The following is a 14,695-nucleotide window of genomic DNA, read 5'->3' as shown; positions in this document are numbered from 1 at the left end:
TCTTAATTACGCCGGATCCAGCTGGTACCCGCACCATGCCAAAAAATCATGCTGATGCTGGGAAACATTGCCTGTACTTGCCAGACCCAAAAAGCCAAAAGCCCGCAATTACGCGGGCTTCAGGGCATTTTTTGCTAGATCGTACCGGGCAGTGCCCCCAAGGGCGCGACGGCCAGCGCTCAACTTTACAGCTTGGTCGAGACTGCCAAAGCCAACGGCCAAGAGCCCTATGCGTGGCTGCGCCACGCACTTGAGCGCCTGCCGGCGGCTTCATCGGTCGAAGATTACGAAGCCCTGTTGCCTTGGAACTGCTCGCCGGCATTGCCTAGCTGAACGCGCCATCCACTTTGAAGCCGTGGGTTTTATGGAGCGCTTACGAGGGATCGATACCACCAACCGAGGCAGCATCGTACTGCATGAGCGGCTCGGTTTCGTTGAGGCTGGGGTGATCAAGCAGGCTGCATTCAAGTTCGGTCAGTGGCTGGATCTGGGTTTTTACCAACGGATATTGGAGACACCAGCCTCACCAACCGAGGATTAAATCATGGCTTCAAGGCATGTGATGAACTGCTAGCCATTAGCAATCTTGTCTGTGGATGTTGCGACTGACCGCGATGAGCTCTCGTTCGACTCTTTAATTTCGGCTAGCACGTGGTTCATGAGTTTGTTCCTGGATCGATTTAGCGATGCCCGGCGAGCGGCGCTGACCTGTTGCCAGGCAGGCTAGGCGGCTTGCCGGGTACGCTTGAAAGCGTCAGGCGATTGCGGCTATTACGGACATCTCAACGAGCAGGCTTGGCTTGAACATAGCCGCCTCAACGCAAGCTCGCGCAGGAGCCTGACCTTCCGCGACCCACTCTTCCCAAACCTCGTTCATGGCAGCGAAGTCGGTGGTGATGTCTTTCAGATAGATAGTCACTGTGAGGATTTTCGACTTGTGACTACCGGCCTCTTCAAGAAGCCTGTCGATGTTCGCCAGGGTCTCGGCAGTTTGAGTGCGAATGTCGGCATCGTGGTTGTTCGCCAGCTGGCCTGCGAGATAGACGATGCCGTTGTGAATAACGGTGTTGCTCAGGCGCTTATTAGAGTGCAGCCGCTGGATTGCCATGATTATGGGCTTCCTTTTGGTTGGAGTAACGGGAGATATCAAGGCCTTTGGCGCTGATCTTTGGCTTTTTTCCTGCCATCAAATCGACCAACAACCGACCTGAGCCGCAAGACATCGTCCAGCCTAGAGTCCCGTGGCCGGTATTGAGGAACAGGTTGCGGTATTTTGTTTTACCAACAATTGGAGTTCCGTCAGGTGTTGCTGGGCGTAGCCCTGTCCAAAACGTAGCTTTGGTGAGATCCCCACCTTTTGGATAAAGGTCGCCTACAACAAGCTCAAGCGTGTCTCGGCGGCGAGCGTTCAGTGACAGATCGAAGCCTGCGATTTCAGCCATGCCACCAACACGGATTCGATCATCGAAGCGTGTGATAGCAACCTTGTAGGTTTCATCAAGAATGGTGGATGACGGAGCCATACTTGCATCCGTGATGGGAATCGTAAGTGAGTATCCCTTCAGCGGGTAAATAGGTGCCTGGATGCCCAGTGGCTTCAACATCTGGGGGCTGTAACTTCCCAGTGCCAGCACATACTGGTCGGCTACTTCGAGTTTCCCATTGATCCATACGCCGGAAATGATATCTCCAGAACACTCGAGGCGATCAATATTGCATCCAAAACGAAATTCTACGCCAAGCTCTTCAGCCATTTTTGCCAGCTTCCGCGTAAACATCTGGCAGTCACCGGTCTGATCATTTGGTAGGCGAAGAGCCCCTGCCAACTTATCGCGCACACTTGCGAGCGCCGGCTCAGCTTTAGCAATTCCGTCGCGATCAAGTAACTCGAAAGGCACGCCTGACTGTTTCAGGATAGCTATATCCTTAGCAGCATTATCTACTTGAGCTTGAGTGCGGAACAGTTGCGTAGTTCCGAGCTGGCGAGCATCGTAAGATATACCAGTCTCAGCCCTGAGTTCATCCAGGCAGTCTCGGCTATATTCGGAAATCCGAACCATCCGCTCTTTGTTGACGGCATAGCTTGCCGGATTACAGTTGCGCAACATCTGGATCATCCAACGATACTGATCCAGGCTAGACGTAGGCTTGATCGCTAAAGGTGCGTGTTGCTGAAGCATCCATTTAATGGCCTTCAATGGCACTCCAGGTGCGGCCCAAGGTGAGGCATACCCCGGAGAGACCTGCCCTGCGTTTGCGAAGCTTGTTTCCATCCCGGGGCCGTCCTGGCGATCTACCACGACAACTTCAAAACCCTCTCGCGCGAGGTAGTAGGCACTGACAGTTCCGACGACGCCGCTACCGAGTATCAGTACACGCATTTCCAGGCACCTCGTAATTTAGAAATTCTTTGTTCTTCTCGCAGTGCGCGATGCGGCCAGTGTAACTAGATACCAGAAGTGAATTTCGCTGAATAAGTAACGTAGCTCAGCTAAAAATCTTAAAATCGCTGAAGAACATAAGCAATCTTTCGGATGCTTTTTTGCCAATCCAGTGGTTTGTGTTGCCGGCAACTACATGATTGATGAAATGCTGCGTTATGACGCGAAAAAGAGGGCATTAACGCTCAATTCCTGCGCGCTTTTGGATTTTCTCGTTGGTAAACTGCGTTAAACCGCACGGCTTCGATTAAGGGCAAGAGATAACGAAGACACTGATATCAGGGCCAGATGCCAAGCGGTGAGATAAGAATAAAAAGGAAGGGTAAAGCGCTGCTGCTTAGATGGACGTAGCCGGTCGGTTTGCCCGGAGGATTGTAGCTTCGCGACAGCCTGGGTGCTGATTTGCACCCAGGCTCTATACCATCTGCCTATTAGGTTATTTTGCCCCAGGGATTCCATCCCCGCGAATCGAGCAACCTTTAGTCTCGATCACAAAGAACAACGCAATAATCCCAAGTGCTGATGCAATCATGATGTAGTAGGCAGGTGCGTCAGGTGAACCGAGGAATTTAATAATTTGATCGCATACCAGTGGTGTTGTTCCGCCAAAAATAGAGGCCGAAATATTGTAGACAATGGCCAGCGCCGCGTACCGGATTTGCGTTGGGAACATTGCCGGAAACATGGCGGAAATGGTGGCAAGTTGAGGAACAAAGAACGCTCCCAGCACTGCAAATCCTATCATCGATCCCGTCAGCCCTGTGGACATGAGCTTGAACATGGGGATCGCTAAAATGAAAAGACCTATTAGCGAGAAGTACCACATCTTTTTGAAGCCAACCACATCTGAGATTCGCCCCGCAAATGGTATGAACATCATCATGGCCAACATTCCAACCAGAGGCGCAAGCAATGACATGTTCTCGCTCGCCCCAACTTCTTTGTGCATGTAGGTCGGCATGTATGCCAGCAGGATATAATAAGTTATGTTCAGTGCTGCTACCAAAACCCCTAGCGACAATGCTGCCTTTTTGCATTTCCCAAAAATTTCAGCAATAGAAGTCTTCGGTCGAACAGGCTCGCTTGCCATCTTCTTTTCGAGCTCTAGAAACACAGGGGTGTCTTCGATCCTGGTGCGCAAATAGACCGCGATGACGCCCAGAGGAGCTGCGATCAGGAATGGAACGCGCCACCCCCACTCGTACATGGCGGCATCTCCAATGACGACCGATACGCTCAAGGTCACCAAAGCACCGAGTGAAAAACCTGCGAGGGAGCCAAACTCCAGGAAGCTACCGTAAAAACCTCGCCGCTTGTCAGGCGCGTATTCCGCTAGAAAAGTAGCTGCTCCACCGTACTCACCGCCAGTTGAGAAACCTTGGATGAGCCTCAGCGCGATAAGCGCTACAGGTGCTATCCAACCTACCGATTGATAAGTAGGCAGGATGCCAATAATAAATGTTGCTACAGACATCATTAGGACAGTCATGGCTAGCACACGCTTGCGGCCAATTCGGTCACCTAGCGGCCCCCAAAACATCCCGCCAAGGGGTCGAATGAGGAACGAGATAGCGAATGTTGCCAGGCCGAAGTAAAGGGCTTCAGATTGAGAGCCAGGAAACAAGGCGGCTGAGATGAAGGTGAGCCCGTAAGCATAGATTCCGTAATCGAACCATTCCGTCGCGTTGCCTAATGCAGCTGCGACCACGGCTTTGCGAGGCATGCTCATGTTCGAGCTTTTTATTGTGCTCGAAGAAATGGTTGAAGCTGGATGCGTACTAATAGACATAATTTACCACTTTTCTTAGGTAAGACGAACTGGCTAGTCAGGCTTGAATGCACATGGCCAAATGACCAACTGCTGATCTGCGCTTTATCGCGAAGCCGATTTTTGATTTCGATAATAGTTGGCAGTTATGCAAGAAGTCGCTGTAGGGCATGTTGTCACCTTTTTTTGTTATCTGTCTTTTAGCGCTTGAGCAGGAGGTCTACGCCACCAGCCCAGTCGGGGGTATTACTTCTATTCAGCGTCGTCCTTGATAAGTTTCAGGCGTTAGGCACAGGTTGACTCGCTCCCTGGGGAACAATCAACTTTCGACCTCTTCAAGGCTGCGTGCTTTTTTTGTAAAACAAAGGAGTGGCTGGAGTGATGGTGCTTTAAGGCACCATCACATTGTCGCTGAAGATAGCCGTGACACTATAACTCCAGCGACTTGCAAACTTTTCGTCAGTCCTTGACGAAGAGCTTGCGAGGAGTCGAGCAGAACGTCTCGACCCCAGTATCAGTGATCAGGATGCTCTCGGTAATCTCGAGCCCCCAATCATCCATCCATAGGCCAGGCATGAAGTGGAAGGTCATACCAGGTTTGAGCACGCTGTTGTCGCTCGGGCGCAGGCTCATGGTGCGCTCGCCCCAATCTGGTGGATAGCTGATACCGATCGGGTAACCGCAACGGCTGTCCTTGTGGATATCGAACTTCTCAAGCACGCCGAAGAAGGCACGTGCGATATCACCAGTGGTGTTGCCAGGCTTGGCGGCCTCGAGGCCGGCAGCGATACCTTCGACGACTGCTTTCTCGCCGTCGATGAAATGCTGCGGTGGCTTGCCCAGGTAAACAGTTCGGGACAGCGGGCAGTGATAGCGCTTGTAGCAGCCGGCGATTTCGAAGAAGGTGCCGGCGCCGACCTTGAATGGAGAGTCATCCCAGGTCAGGTGTGGGGCGCTAGCGTCTGCTCCGGTAGGAAGCAGCGGCACGATGGCCGGGTAGTCCCCGCCATAGCCATCGACACCGAGAATGCCACTGGCATAGATGTCAGCAACCAGCTCGTTCTTCCGCATGCCGGGCTCAATGCGTTCCAAGATGCGGTCATGCATCTTTTCGACGATTCGAGCAGCCACACGCATGTAGGAAATTTCTTGCTGGGACTTCACCGCACGCTGCCAGTTTACGAGCGCGTTCGCGTTGACGAACTTGGCCTTGGGCAGATGCTGCTGCAGTGCCAGGTATGCCGCAGCGCTGAAGTAGTAGTTGTCCAGCTCAACGCCGATAGTGAGCGAATCCCAGCCACGCGCCTGGATCACCTCTTTGCAGAGGTAGTCCATTGGGTGCCGTTCAGTCGACTGAACGTAGATATCGGGGTAGCCGACAATGTTGTCTTGCTTCATGAAGACAGTACGTCGAGCGCCGTTAGCGTCTTGGTTGCGGCCATACCAAACAGGCTCACCTTCCATGGCCAGCAGTACGCACTGGTGGACGTAGAACGACCAACCGTCGTAGCCGGTCAGCCAAGCCATGTTCGAAGGGTCAGTAACCAGCAGCAGCTCAATGTTCCTAGCCTGCATTTCTGCACGAACTTTGGCGATACGCTGGGCGTACTCCTCCCGTGTAAACGGAAGGTTCACAACAATTTCAGACATGATCGATCCCTCATGATTGGGGTATGGTTTTATTGTGTTGCCTGGTGATTCAGTTGTTGTAGAGCAAGCCTTTGCCTGTGCTGATTGCTCTGGAAAAAGCCAGGTTCGCAATCGCTGTGTCCTGAACGCCTGTGCCGGTGAGATCGCAAAGAGTTACGTCGGTTGGAGTCAACCTTCCGACGCGATCTCCAAGGATCACCTGACCCAGTTCGGCGTACACACGAAGGTCTTGTGCAACACCAGCGTTGATCGCGTGATGGAGCTCTCCAAGTGTTGCCGTCTGGCTGACTCGATCCGCAACGTAGTGATCGACTGCTGCTATTACCTCAGGAGCAACCTCGTTTTTGTGTTCAGTGTCTGCCCCCATAGCCGTGATATGGAGACCGGGCCGCAAGTGCCTGCGATGTAAAATTGGTTGATTGCTTGGCGTGCAGGTGACTGCAATGTCAGCGCTCGACATTGCTTCATCGACCGACTCTGCGGCAGTGGCTTCCAGGCCGTAGAGGCTCGATAGCTGCAAGGCCAGTTGCTGCGCTTTTGCGGAACTCCTAGCCCATACCCGAACTCGCTTGATATCCCGCACAAGAAGGAGCGCTTTGAGTTGAAGCTCGGCCTGTTCTCCTGCACCAAGAAGGGCAACCTCTTCACTGTCCTGGCGGGCGAGCCAACGTGCAGCCACAGCCCCAGCAGCTGCTGTCCTAACGGCAGTGAGGTATCCGTTGTCGAGTAGGAGCGCCTGGAGAAGTCCAGTGCGTCCAGAGAGCAGCATCATCATGCCGTTCAAACTTGGTAGGCCTAGACCAGGATTGTTGAAGAAGCCTGGACTGACCTTGATAGCGAAATTATCAAGGTCTGGCAGGTAAGCGGTTTTGACGTCCACCTCGCCATTGTGCTCGGAGATGTCTAACCGGAGGATTGGCGGCATGACCACTTTGCCTCTGGCCAGCGATGCAAATGCGTTTTCCACTACATCGATACTGTCTGTATCGAGTGTTACGCACTCACGGATTTCGCGTTGGTTAAGCAGAAGGACTTCGCTCACATGGCACCTCTTTAAGCACGTGCTGGGCGGCGGTCGCGCACAGCTTCCAGGATGATGCGTTGGTGTTGAGCCATGTCGACATTCCCACCGCTCACGACGATCACGATTGGCCCTTGAGCTTCAACCTGCCTGGTAAGCAGAGCTGCGATACCTACCGCTCCCGCTCCCTCAATGACGAGCCGTTCTTCTAAGTAGGCATGTAGCATCGCATCCGCGATTGAGTCTTCATTGAGCAAAATCACTCGGTCGATGAATCGACGGGTAAGTTCAAATGTGTATTGGTTTCGCAGACCAATTCCGCCACCGAGCGAGTCGGCCAGCGTGGCTACTTCCTCAACATTCACGGGCTTTCCAGCCTCGAGGCTCTGTGCCATTGCTGCGCCAAGCCTCATGCTTACACCATGGGTTTTCACCTGAGGAAGTAGTGCTTTGAGCGCCAAGGACACGCCGGAGAAAAGCCCTCCACCCGAAAGCGGTATGAGTACCTGCGAAACGGAAGGGAGTTGCTCAGCGATCTCCAGACCCAAAGTGGCTTGGCCTGCAATTACGTCCTGGTGATCGAAAGGAGGTATGAAGGTAAGGCCCTCTTCTTGAGCAAGACGGGCAGCTTCGAACTGAGCATCGTCTTGAGAGTTACCAACCACCTGCACGGCGGCGCCCAGCGCACGAATCGCCGCCACCTTGTTGGATGGGACAAGCCTTGAAAGGCACACGGTAGCGCGAACGCCGGCGGCAGCTGCGGCATAGGAAAGGGCACGACCATGATTGCCCGTTGAAGCGGTTACTACTCCCAGAGCACGCTGTTGAGAGGTAAGGCCCGCAATCGCGTTCGTGGCCCCTCTCAGTTTGAAGCTACCAGTCGCCTGGTGGCATTCCAGCTTGAGGTACACGGGCACTTTCATGAAGTCGGAGAGGCTTGGAGAGAGCTCCATTCGCGTTTCGCGCACCAGGTGCTTAGTGCGATCCCGGGCGATGAGGGCCTCTCGAACTGTCACTGCCGGCATGGTAGACCACCGAACGATTGTTTTTTCGGAGTCTACGAGCCGCTGATTGTCATAATGAATGTACTAGGGCAATCCGGTGGCGTTTTTTCAGATTTGCTTCAAACGGTCAGAAGTCATGGACTCCTGGGTATTGTTCAAAAGTCATCCGCATGGTTTTCAGGGCCTGGGATAGCTCGCTTTCACTCGTTTCAGCGCCGATGCAAAGCCGGATGCCGCGTGCTGGGGTCACCCCCCGAACGGTGAACGGCTCCGGTGACGTAACCGCAATATGCTGTTGTCGTAGTGTGCGCACCAGGCTGGAAACATCCCAATGTGTTGGCACATTCAGCCAAGCGTTTAACGAATGAGGGCGATGGCAATAGAGGTAGTCCCCCATCTCGTCTGCTACCAGCTTCTGGCGTGTCTCTAGGAGCCTTCGCTGCAGTTGGATCAATGTGTCGGCCCTCCCATCCATAATCCACCGTGCGGCAACCTCGGCAAGCATGGGGGCTGCCATCCAGCTCGTCACGCGAAGGATGCTTTCTGTTCGCAGCGCCAGTCGTTTAGGTACTTTAAGGAACCCGATTCGTAGCCCAGTCAGAACTGACTTCGTCATGCTGGTGCAGTAAAACGAGAGCTCGGGGGCATATGAGCTGATTGGAGGGCCTTCGTATTGGTTAAGCAGGGGGCCGTAGACGTCATCCTCAATAATGTGGACACCGAAGCGACGAGCGATGGAGGCTATCTCTTTCCTACGGCTATTGGGCATCAACGCGCTGGTCGGGTTATTAAGGTTCGGCGTGCATACCAGGGCCGTAACGCGCTCGTTGCCGCAGATGTCCTCAAAGTGCTCGGGATCAATCCCGTCACGATCAGTGTCTAGGCCTTTCAGATTGAAGCCGAGGACTTGAGAGTTCCCAATGACACCGTGATCGGTCATGCCTTCACAGAGCACCAGGTCATCAGGGCCTGCAAGGGAGGCCAGCGCCAGGAATAGCCCGTGGGCCGCCCCATTTGTGATCAACACATCTTCTCGAGCCAGCCCTGGCAAGCCAAGACGCCCAAGCCAATGGCAGGCGGCATCACGATGAGCATCGAAGCCCGCTACAGGTCGGCACAATCGGATCCAGCTTTGATCGACCTCATTAGCAAGCTCGGCGCATGTTTCTCGCCAGTACCTGTCATGCTCTGGGGTGTGAATGATTCGGGCGGTGGATAGATCGACGAGTGCGCGCTCGGGAGCATCGAGAATGTAGCTTGCTACACGGTCACTCATTCGCCGAGAAACGAAACTCCCGCGACCCACTTCGCACCTTACTAGCCCTTGGCGCTCGAGTTCCTTGTAGGCGTTTGTCACGGTTTGGACACTGATCCCCAAGGCATCGGCAACCTGCCGTTGAGGTGGCAGGCGCTGATCATCCGCCAGCTTATGCTGCTCGATGTCCGAGCTGATCGCTTGGACAAGAATCTTGTACTTGGACTCGCCGCCACGGGCGTGCTCAACCGCTTCCCGCCATTTTTCCATCATCGCTATGCTTGCTCCTAAGCCACGGCCTACAGCATGGACGTTACAACATATCGAGATCAATTGTCCTAGTGCAATGCTCGTCACGGAAAGCCTTTTGTATGCTCATCTCACGCTTCCGAGGAAGGCTTGGGTCTTCTTCAAGCTACCGCTATCAATTCCAAAAATAGCGGCGCTGCAGCGTGATCTTCTATCTGCCCAAAACTCCGCGCCACGCGGGCCAATTACAATAGAGGGAGATTTTTGATGAACTTGGTCACTTCGCTTTCCGCAGTCGCTCAACGCCTGACCCTGGCGTGTGCCATTGCGAGCATCGCCGTATCCGCACACGCAGCTACAACCCTCGACTCTCTCAAAGAGCAGGGCAGTGTTCGGATTGGCTATGCCAACGAAACGCCTTTCGCCTATACCGGAACCGATGGAAAAGTCACGGGCGAGTCGCCTGAAATCGCCACCGCGATTTTCAAGCAGTTGGGGATCAAGGACGTCAATGGTGTACTCACCGAATGGGGATCGCTGATTCCTGGCCTGCGAGCTGGTCGTTTCGATGCTATCGCAGCCGGCATGTACATCACTCCAGCCCGCTGCAAGCAGGTCTTGTTCACCGACCCTCACTACCAGCTCCCTGACGCGCTCCTGGTGCCGAAAGGCAATCCCAAGGAGCTGTTCAGCTACGAAGATGTCGCAAAGAACCCAGAAGTGAAGCTGGCCATTATGGCGGGCACCGTGGAGCTCCAGTACGCCCGTGACTCTGGCGTGAAAGACGAACAAATCCTCCAGGTTCCAGATACCACGGCTCAGCTGCAGGCAGTTCGTGCCAAGCGGGCAGATGCTGCTGTAGGCACACAGCTCACGATGAAAGGGCTCGCGGCCAAAGGCGGTGATTCGGTAGAGGCCATGACCGACTTCAAAGATGACCCTTCCCATATCGGCTACGGTGCCTTGGCCTTCAGACCGGAAGACAAGGAGCTTCGTGACCAGGTCAATGCCCAGCTCAAGAAATGGCTCGGTAGTGAAGAACACCTGAAAACAGTGGCGCCATTCGGATTCGACAAGAGCAACCTCACTACGAAAACAGCTGCGGAGCTCTGCGGGCAGTAACACTGCATCCAAATCGGCGCGTCAAACCCACTGCCGCGCCCTTGGCTGATTTAACGTGAGGTAGAGTCAAATGGCAGATTTACTACCACTTATGCTCCAGGGCGCATGGGTTACCCTGCAGGTCACCTTCTTCGGATCTCTCCTGGCCATCGTTGCAGCGACCCTGGCGGCACTCGGCAAAATGTCGACATGGAGACCGCTCCGCTGGTTTTGCGTCGTCTACATTGAGATCTTTCGGGGTACGTCGCTGCTCGTTCAATTGTTCTGGCTCTTCTTCGTCCTTCCGCTTCCTCCATTCAATCTCGAGCTGAGCCCCTACACCGTCGCAATCGTTGGCCTTGGGCTACATATTGGCGCTTATGGTGCAGAGATAATGCGCGGCGCGATTAATTCGGTAGCTAAAGGTCAATATGAAGCTTGCACAGCACTTAACTTTGGCCCATTCACACGCTTTCGTCGCATCATTTTGCCGCAAGCCCTGCTCGCAGCGATGGGGCCTGGAACTAATCTGCTGATCGAGCTGTTGAAAAACACATCCCTTGTTTCCCTTATAACGCTTGCAGATTTGAGCTTCAGGGCGCGCCAACTCGATCAGGCTACATTCGAGACTCTCAAGGTCTTCGCCCTAGCGCTGCTCATGTACTTCGTAATGGCCCAAGCGATTAACTTGGCAATGCGGCGTTTAGAACGACATCTGGCCCGTGGTCGTGTCCAAGGGAGCCTGTGATGAATTTCTTCGACTGGAACTATGCGATACAGCTCATGCCCGAATTGTTCCGGGCAGCTCTTAACACAATCGGCGTCACGTTGCTGGGCTTTGCAATCGCTATCGTTCTTGGACTGTTCCTCGCCATTGGCAGACGCAGCGCAAGAATATGGATCTCTTGGCCAATAGGTGGGGTGATCGAATTTATCCGCAGTACACCTTTACTGATCCAAGTTTATTTTCTTTATTACGTTCTGCCTAACTACGGCGTTAGCCTGACAGCAATGCAAGTAGGCGTGTTAGGCATTGGTCTACACTACGCCTGCTATCTGGCAGAGGTATATCGAAGCGGCCTTGATGCGGTTCCGCGAGGCCAATGGGAAGCAGTGACAGCACTCAACATGAGTCCTTCGCTTGCCTATCGAAACATCATTTTACCCCAAGCTCTCCGTCCGATTTTGCCACCGGTTGGGAACTACCTGGTTGCGATGCTGAAAGATACACCTGTGCTTTCAGCTATCACTGTCGTTGAGATCATGCAGCAAGCAAAGAACATCGGCTCTGAGACGTTCCGATATCTTGAGCCCATCACCATGGTAGGCGTGTTCTTCCTTGTTCTGAGTATTGTTCTGGCTTATTTGGTACGCCGCGTTGAAGCGCGCTTGGAGCAAAAATAATGACCACCTCTCCAGTTTCCAACATTCAGATAGCTCCAAGCGGAATTTTGACAGGTGTCAGTTCAGGCGCCATTTCGTCCCCGGCCATTGGCAAGCCCATGGTTAGCTTCCGCAGCGTAACTAAGCGATATGGCAACTTCACTGTTTTGGACGGCCTGGAACTGGATGTTTCGGCAGGCGAAAAAGTCGCCATCATTGGCCCCAGCGGATCAGGTAAATCGACGTTGCTCCGAGTGCTGATGACCCTCGAGGGAATCGATGAGGGGAGCATTCTGGTCGAAGGCGAGTCGCTGACTCACATGCAAGGAAGGAATGGAAAGCTGGTTCCAGCCGACGCGAAGCACGTGCGTGCTGTCCGGGGCAAAATAGGAATGGTATTCCAAGGGTTCAACCTCTTTCCCCACCGTACTGCGCTGCAAAATGTCACTGAGGCCCCCGTCCATGTCCTGGGTGTAAAACCAGCCGAAGCCAGGGATCGCGCCGTGCAGTTGCTGGAAATGGTTGGACTGGGTGCCAAGCTCGATCATTACCCTTCGCAACTGTCTGGTGGCCAGCAGCAGCGGGTCGCGATAGCACGGGCCCTAGCTATGAGACCAAAGGTCATGCTTTTCGACGAGGTCACCTCGGCGCTCGACCCGGAACTCTGCGGTGAAGTCCTTAACGTCATCCGTCGACTTGGAAGCGAGCATAAGCTGACCATGCTTATGGTTACTCACCAAATGGGCTTTGCTCGGGAGTTTGCGGATCGCGTTTGCTTCTTCTACAAGGGTCGAATTCATGAACAAGGTGCTCCAGGCCAACTGTTCGAGACCCCCCAGGAAGAGCGTACCCGCAGTTTTCTGAGCGCCGTTAGAGAGGCAAATTAAGGATTTCTGCTAGCTCTTCAGGAGTAGCCCTCCTGAAGAGCCAAGAGGTGCTAAGCATCATCAATTGGAAGTGTGAATCCGGCCTTTACCCGATCCATCACGACCATTGTTTTGAAACTCTTGATGTCATTGTTTTCGTAGAAGAACCTTCGGGTGAAGTTCTCGTAGTCCTCCATATCCTTTGAGGTTACGAGGAGTACAAAGTCAGCATCACCCGTGACATAGGATCCGCTCATGACCTCAGGAGTATTTTTAATGGCCTGCTTGAACTTATCGATAATGTCTGAGCGCTCTCGTTCCAAAGTGACCAGCACCAGCATGGTGACATGTCTTCCAACCGCTTTAGGGTTGATAATGGAGACGTCGCTCTCGATGACCCCTTCACTGCGCAGGCGCTTAAGCCTGCGCTGGCACGCCGTGGAAGATAAACCGACCAAATCACCAAGCTCTTCAGAGGTGAGCCTATTGTTGACTTGCAAGGCACTTAAAATTCGTAAGTCAATCCTATCAAGCTCCATGAGTTTCTCACCCCTACTAATACTTGATGAAAATGTGTCAGTTGCGTTAGCTGAGTGTACATCAGATACGTCAGCCAACAAAGCTAAATGCCAATGCTAGTAGTGCACCACCCCTACGCACTGGTTACACCTGTTGGGTCGAGTCATAGCCGCTGCGCTGAGCCTTAGCCTACTTGAACGACAAACAAATAAGGAATATGCAATGAAACCTAGTCCCATCAAGCCAACTATCGATTTCGACCAACAAGGGGTGTCACACGGGTTCTTGAAGCTGCCTTACTCACGTGATGACTCTGCGTGGGGTGCGATCATGATTCCTATCACCGTCATGAAAAACGGGATCGGCCCGACTGTGCTCCTCACTGGCGGCAATCATGGCGACGAGTATGAAGGCCCGATTGCACTCACCAAGCTGGCCAATCAACTGGACATCGAAACAGTCAGAGGGCGAATCATTATTTTGCCCTTCATGAACTATCCTGCTTTTAAAAACGCCTCCAGAACCTCTCCGATTGATCGCGGGAATATGAATCGTACCTTCCCAGGTAAGGCTGACGGGACAGTTACGGAAAAAATTGCTGATTATATCCAGCGACACTTGTTGCCATTGGCGGATTACGTCCTTGATATCCACTCTGGCGGCAAGACTCTGGACTTCATTCCATTTGCCGCTGTTCATATTCTGCCGGACAAGCTGCAACAGCAGAAAGGCGAACGGGCAATGGATGCTTTCGCGGCTCCCTACAGCATGAAAATGCTGGAAATCGATAGCGTGGGCATGTTTGATACGGCTGTCGAAGAAGCCGGCAAAATCTTTGTGACTACCGAGCTTGGTGGTGGGGGTACAGCCAGCTCCACCACTATTAAAATTGCAGAGCGCGGGGTACGAAATTTCCTGGTTCATGCAGGGGCGGTCATGGGTGATCTTGATATTGCACAGGACAGCATCTTCTTGGATATGCCTGACGACAATTGCTTCATTGCAAGCGAGCATGCCGGGCTCATTGAATACTGCTTCAATCTGGGCGATCAGGTCTCCAAAGGCGATGTGATTGCTCGAGTGTACGACGTCACAAGAACAGGTGTGGCACCTACCGAATACAAGGCCCAACGTGACGGCCTTCTTGCCTGCCGTCACTTCCCGGGGCTTGTGCAGTGCGGTGACACAATCGCAGTTCTGGCTGAGAAAATCTCTTAAACATCTGCCCCTTCAACAAGGCTGCCAAGTGCAGCCTTTTTTGTTTTTCTACACCTAATTGGTTTTGTTCCAATCATTTCTTATGCACCTACAGACCTGAAATCGCATCTCTGATAAATGACGCAGGAAAGCTGCGCAACTGTGAAAACATCACAGTATTACTGCGCACGCCGGCTGGATTACTCATATTTCCAGCGTCAAGCCAGACATAGAATGATCC

At 53.2% G+C, this 14,695-nt stretch carries 13 protein-coding genes and 1 pseudogene; 6 read left to right on the top strand and 8 right to left on the bottom strand.

What is annotated here, in order from left to right:
• Window positions 1-156: 156 nt before the first annotated feature.
• Window positions 157-333: pseudogene (locus tag ACF8E5_RS03065) on the top strand (transposase domain-containing protein); the annotation flags it as partial.
• A gap of 421 nt (window positions 334-754) precedes the next feature.
• Here the strand turns inward: ACF8E5_RS03065 and ACF8E5_RS03060 are convergent.
• The 7 genes from ACF8E5_RS03060 to ACF8E5_RS03030 all read right to left on the bottom strand — a co-directional run bounded on the left by ACF8E5_RS03060 (window position 755) and on the right by ACF8E5_RS03030 (window position 9,409).
• On the bottom strand, window positions 755-1,108 hold the full coding sequence (locus ACF8E5_RS03060) for a RidA family protein (protein ID WP_103462949.1): 354 nt from the start codon (window positions 1,106-1,108) through the stop codon (window positions 755-757).
• Complete coding sequence (locus ACF8E5_RS03055) at window positions 1,083-2,381, bottom strand: D-amino acid dehydrogenase (RefSeq protein WP_196186718.1); 1,299 nt, start codon at window positions 2,379-2,381, stop codon at window positions 1,083-1,085. Before ACF8E5_RS03055 ends, ACF8E5_RS03060 begins: the two co-directional genes overlap by 26 nt.
• 496 nt (window positions 2,382-2,877) lie before the next feature.
• Complete coding sequence (locus tag ACF8E5_RS03050) at window positions 2,878-4,170, bottom strand: MFS transporter (protein ID WP_392474890.1); 1,293 nt, start codon at window positions 4,168-4,170, stop codon at window positions 2,878-2,880.
• 498 nt (window positions 4,171-4,668) lie between these two features.
• Entirely contained in the window at window positions 4,669-5,859 is a 1,191-nt protein-coding gene (doeA, locus tag ACF8E5_RS03045; RefSeq protein WP_023048454.1) for an ectoine hydrolase DoeA, read from the bottom strand.
• Between the two features lie 49 nt (window positions 5,860-5,908).
• Entirely contained in the window at window positions 5,909-6,901 is a 993-nt protein-coding gene (gene eutC / locus ACF8E5_RS03040) for an ectoine utilization protein EutC (RefSeq protein ID WP_196186716.1), read from the bottom strand.
• Between the two features lie 11 nt (window positions 6,902-6,912).
• The gene (gene eutB, locus ACF8E5_RS03035; protein WP_392474889.1) at window positions 6,913-7,905 is read right to left on the bottom strand and encodes a hydroxyectoine utilization dehydratase EutB; all 993 of its coding nucleotides are present in this window, start codon (window positions 7,903-7,905) and stop codon (window positions 6,913-6,915) included.
• Window positions 7,906-8,011: 106 nt separating this feature from the next.
• Entirely contained in the window at window positions 8,012-9,409 is a 1,398-nt protein-coding gene (locus ACF8E5_RS03030; protein WP_196186720.1) for a PLP-dependent aminotransferase family protein, read from the bottom strand.
• Between the two features lie 246 nt (window positions 9,410-9,655).
• On the opposite strand from ACF8E5_RS03030, the gene ehuB reads away from it, so the two are divergent.
• The 4 genes from ehuB to ehuA all read left to right on the top strand — a co-directional run bounded on the left by ehuB (window position 9,656) and on the right by ehuA (window position 12,759).
• Window positions 9,656-10,510, top strand: a complete 855-nt coding sequence (gene ehuB, locus ACF8E5_RS03025; RefSeq protein WP_010955136.1) for an ectoine/hydroxyectoine ABC transporter substrate-binding protein EhuB — start codon at window positions 9,656-9,658, stop codon at window positions 10,508-10,510.
• Between the two features lie 70 nt (window positions 10,511-10,580).
• Window positions 10,581-11,237: an ectoine/hydroxyectoine ABC transporter permease subunit EhuC gene (gene ehuC, locus ACF8E5_RS03020; RefSeq protein WP_103462953.1), complete on the top strand. Its 657-nt coding sequence runs from the start codon at window positions 10,581-10,583 to the stop codon at window positions 11,235-11,237.
• A complete protein-coding gene (ehuD, locus tag ACF8E5_RS03015; RefSeq protein ID WP_392474888.1) occupies window positions 11,237-11,893 on the top strand; it encodes an ectoine/hydroxyectoine ABC transporter permease subunit EhuD in 657 nt (218 codons plus the stop codon). Before ehuC ends, ehuD begins: the two co-directional genes overlap by 1 nt.
• A 98-nt stretch (window positions 11,894-11,991) precedes the next feature.
• A complete protein-coding gene (ehuA, locus tag ACF8E5_RS03010; RefSeq protein ID WP_010955133.1) occupies window positions 11,992-12,759 on the top strand; it encodes an ectoine/hydroxyectoine ABC transporter ATP-binding protein EhuA in 768 nt (255 codons plus the stop codon).
• A gap of 50 nt (window positions 12,760-12,809) precedes the next feature.
• Here ehuA and ACF8E5_RS03005 read toward each other — a convergent pair whose 3' ends face one another.
• Window positions 12,810-13,277, bottom strand: coding sequence for an Lrp/AsnC family transcriptional regulator (locus ACF8E5_RS03005; protein WP_038408833.1), 468 nt, complete (start codon window positions 13,275-13,277; stop codon window positions 12,810-12,812).
• 202 nt (window positions 13,278-13,479) lie between these two features.
• On the opposite strand from ACF8E5_RS03005, the gene doeB reads away from it, so the two are divergent.
• Window positions 13,480-14,475 carry a N(2)-acetyl-L-2,4-diaminobutanoate deacetylase DoeB gene (gene doeB, locus ACF8E5_RS03000; protein WP_196186712.1) on the top strand — a complete coding sequence of 332 codons (996 nt, stop codon included), beginning with the start codon at window positions 13,480-13,482 and terminating at the stop codon, window positions 14,473-14,475.
• Window positions 14,476-14,695 lie beyond the last annotated feature (220 nt).

This window comes from Pseudomonas sp. WSY_20, from assembly GCF_043104335.1.
In the GTDB taxonomy this organism is placed as follows: Bacteria; Pseudomonadota; Gammaproteobacteria; order Pseudomonadales; family Pseudomonadaceae; genus Aquipseudomonas; species Aquipseudomonas parafulva_B.
This window is presented reverse-complemented; position numbering and strand designations above follow the sequence as displayed.

What these genes read in the sequence shown, in the direction of transcription:
- ACF8E5_RS03060 (WP_103462949.1), bottom strand. Translation starts at nt 1,108, where the DNA reads ATGGCAATCCAGCGGCTGCACTCTAATAAGCGCCTGAGCAACACCGTT.
- ACF8E5_RS03055 (WP_196186718.1), bottom strand. Translation starts at nt 2,381, where the DNA reads ATGCGTGTACTGATACTCGGTAGCGGCGTCGTCGGAACTGTCAGTGCC.
- ACF8E5_RS03050 (WP_392474890.1), bottom strand. Translation starts at nt 4,170, where the DNA reads ATGAGCATGCCTCGCAAAGCCGTGGTCGCAGCTGCATTAGGCAACGCG.
- doeA (WP_023048454.1), bottom strand. Translation starts at nt 5,859, where the DNA reads ATGTCTGAAATTGTTGTGAACCTTCCGTTTACACGGGAGGAGTACGCC.
- eutB (WP_392474889.1), bottom strand. Translation starts at nt 7,905, where the DNA reads ATGCCGGCAGTGACAGTTCGAGAGGCCCTCATCGCCCGGGATCGCACT.
- ACF8E5_RS03030 (WP_196186720.1), bottom strand. Translation starts at nt 9,409, where the DNA reads ATGGAAAAATGGCGGGAAGCGGTTGAGCACGCCCGTGGCGGCGAGTCC.
- ehuB (WP_010955136.1), top strand. Translation starts at nt 9,656, where the DNA reads ATGAACTTGGTCACTTCGCTTTCCGCAGTCGCTCAACGCCTGACCCTG.
- ehuC (WP_103462953.1), top strand. Translation starts at nt 10,581, where the DNA reads ATGGCAGATTTACTACCACTTATGCTCCAGGGCGCATGGGTTACCCTG.
- ehuD (WP_392474888.1), top strand. Translation starts at nt 11,237, where the DNA reads ATGAATTTCTTCGACTGGAACTATGCGATACAGCTCATGCCCGAATTG.
- ehuA (WP_010955133.1), top strand. Translation starts at nt 11,992, where the DNA reads ATGGTTAGCTTCCGCAGCGTAACTAAGCGATATGGCAACTTCACTGTT.
- ACF8E5_RS03005 (WP_038408833.1), bottom strand. Translation starts at nt 13,277, where the DNA reads ATGGAGCTTGATAGGATTGACTTACGAATTTTAAGTGCCTTGCAAGTC.
- doeB (WP_196186712.1), top strand. Translation starts at nt 13,480, where the DNA reads ATGAAACCTAGTCCCATCAAGCCAACTATCGATTTCGACCAACAAGGG.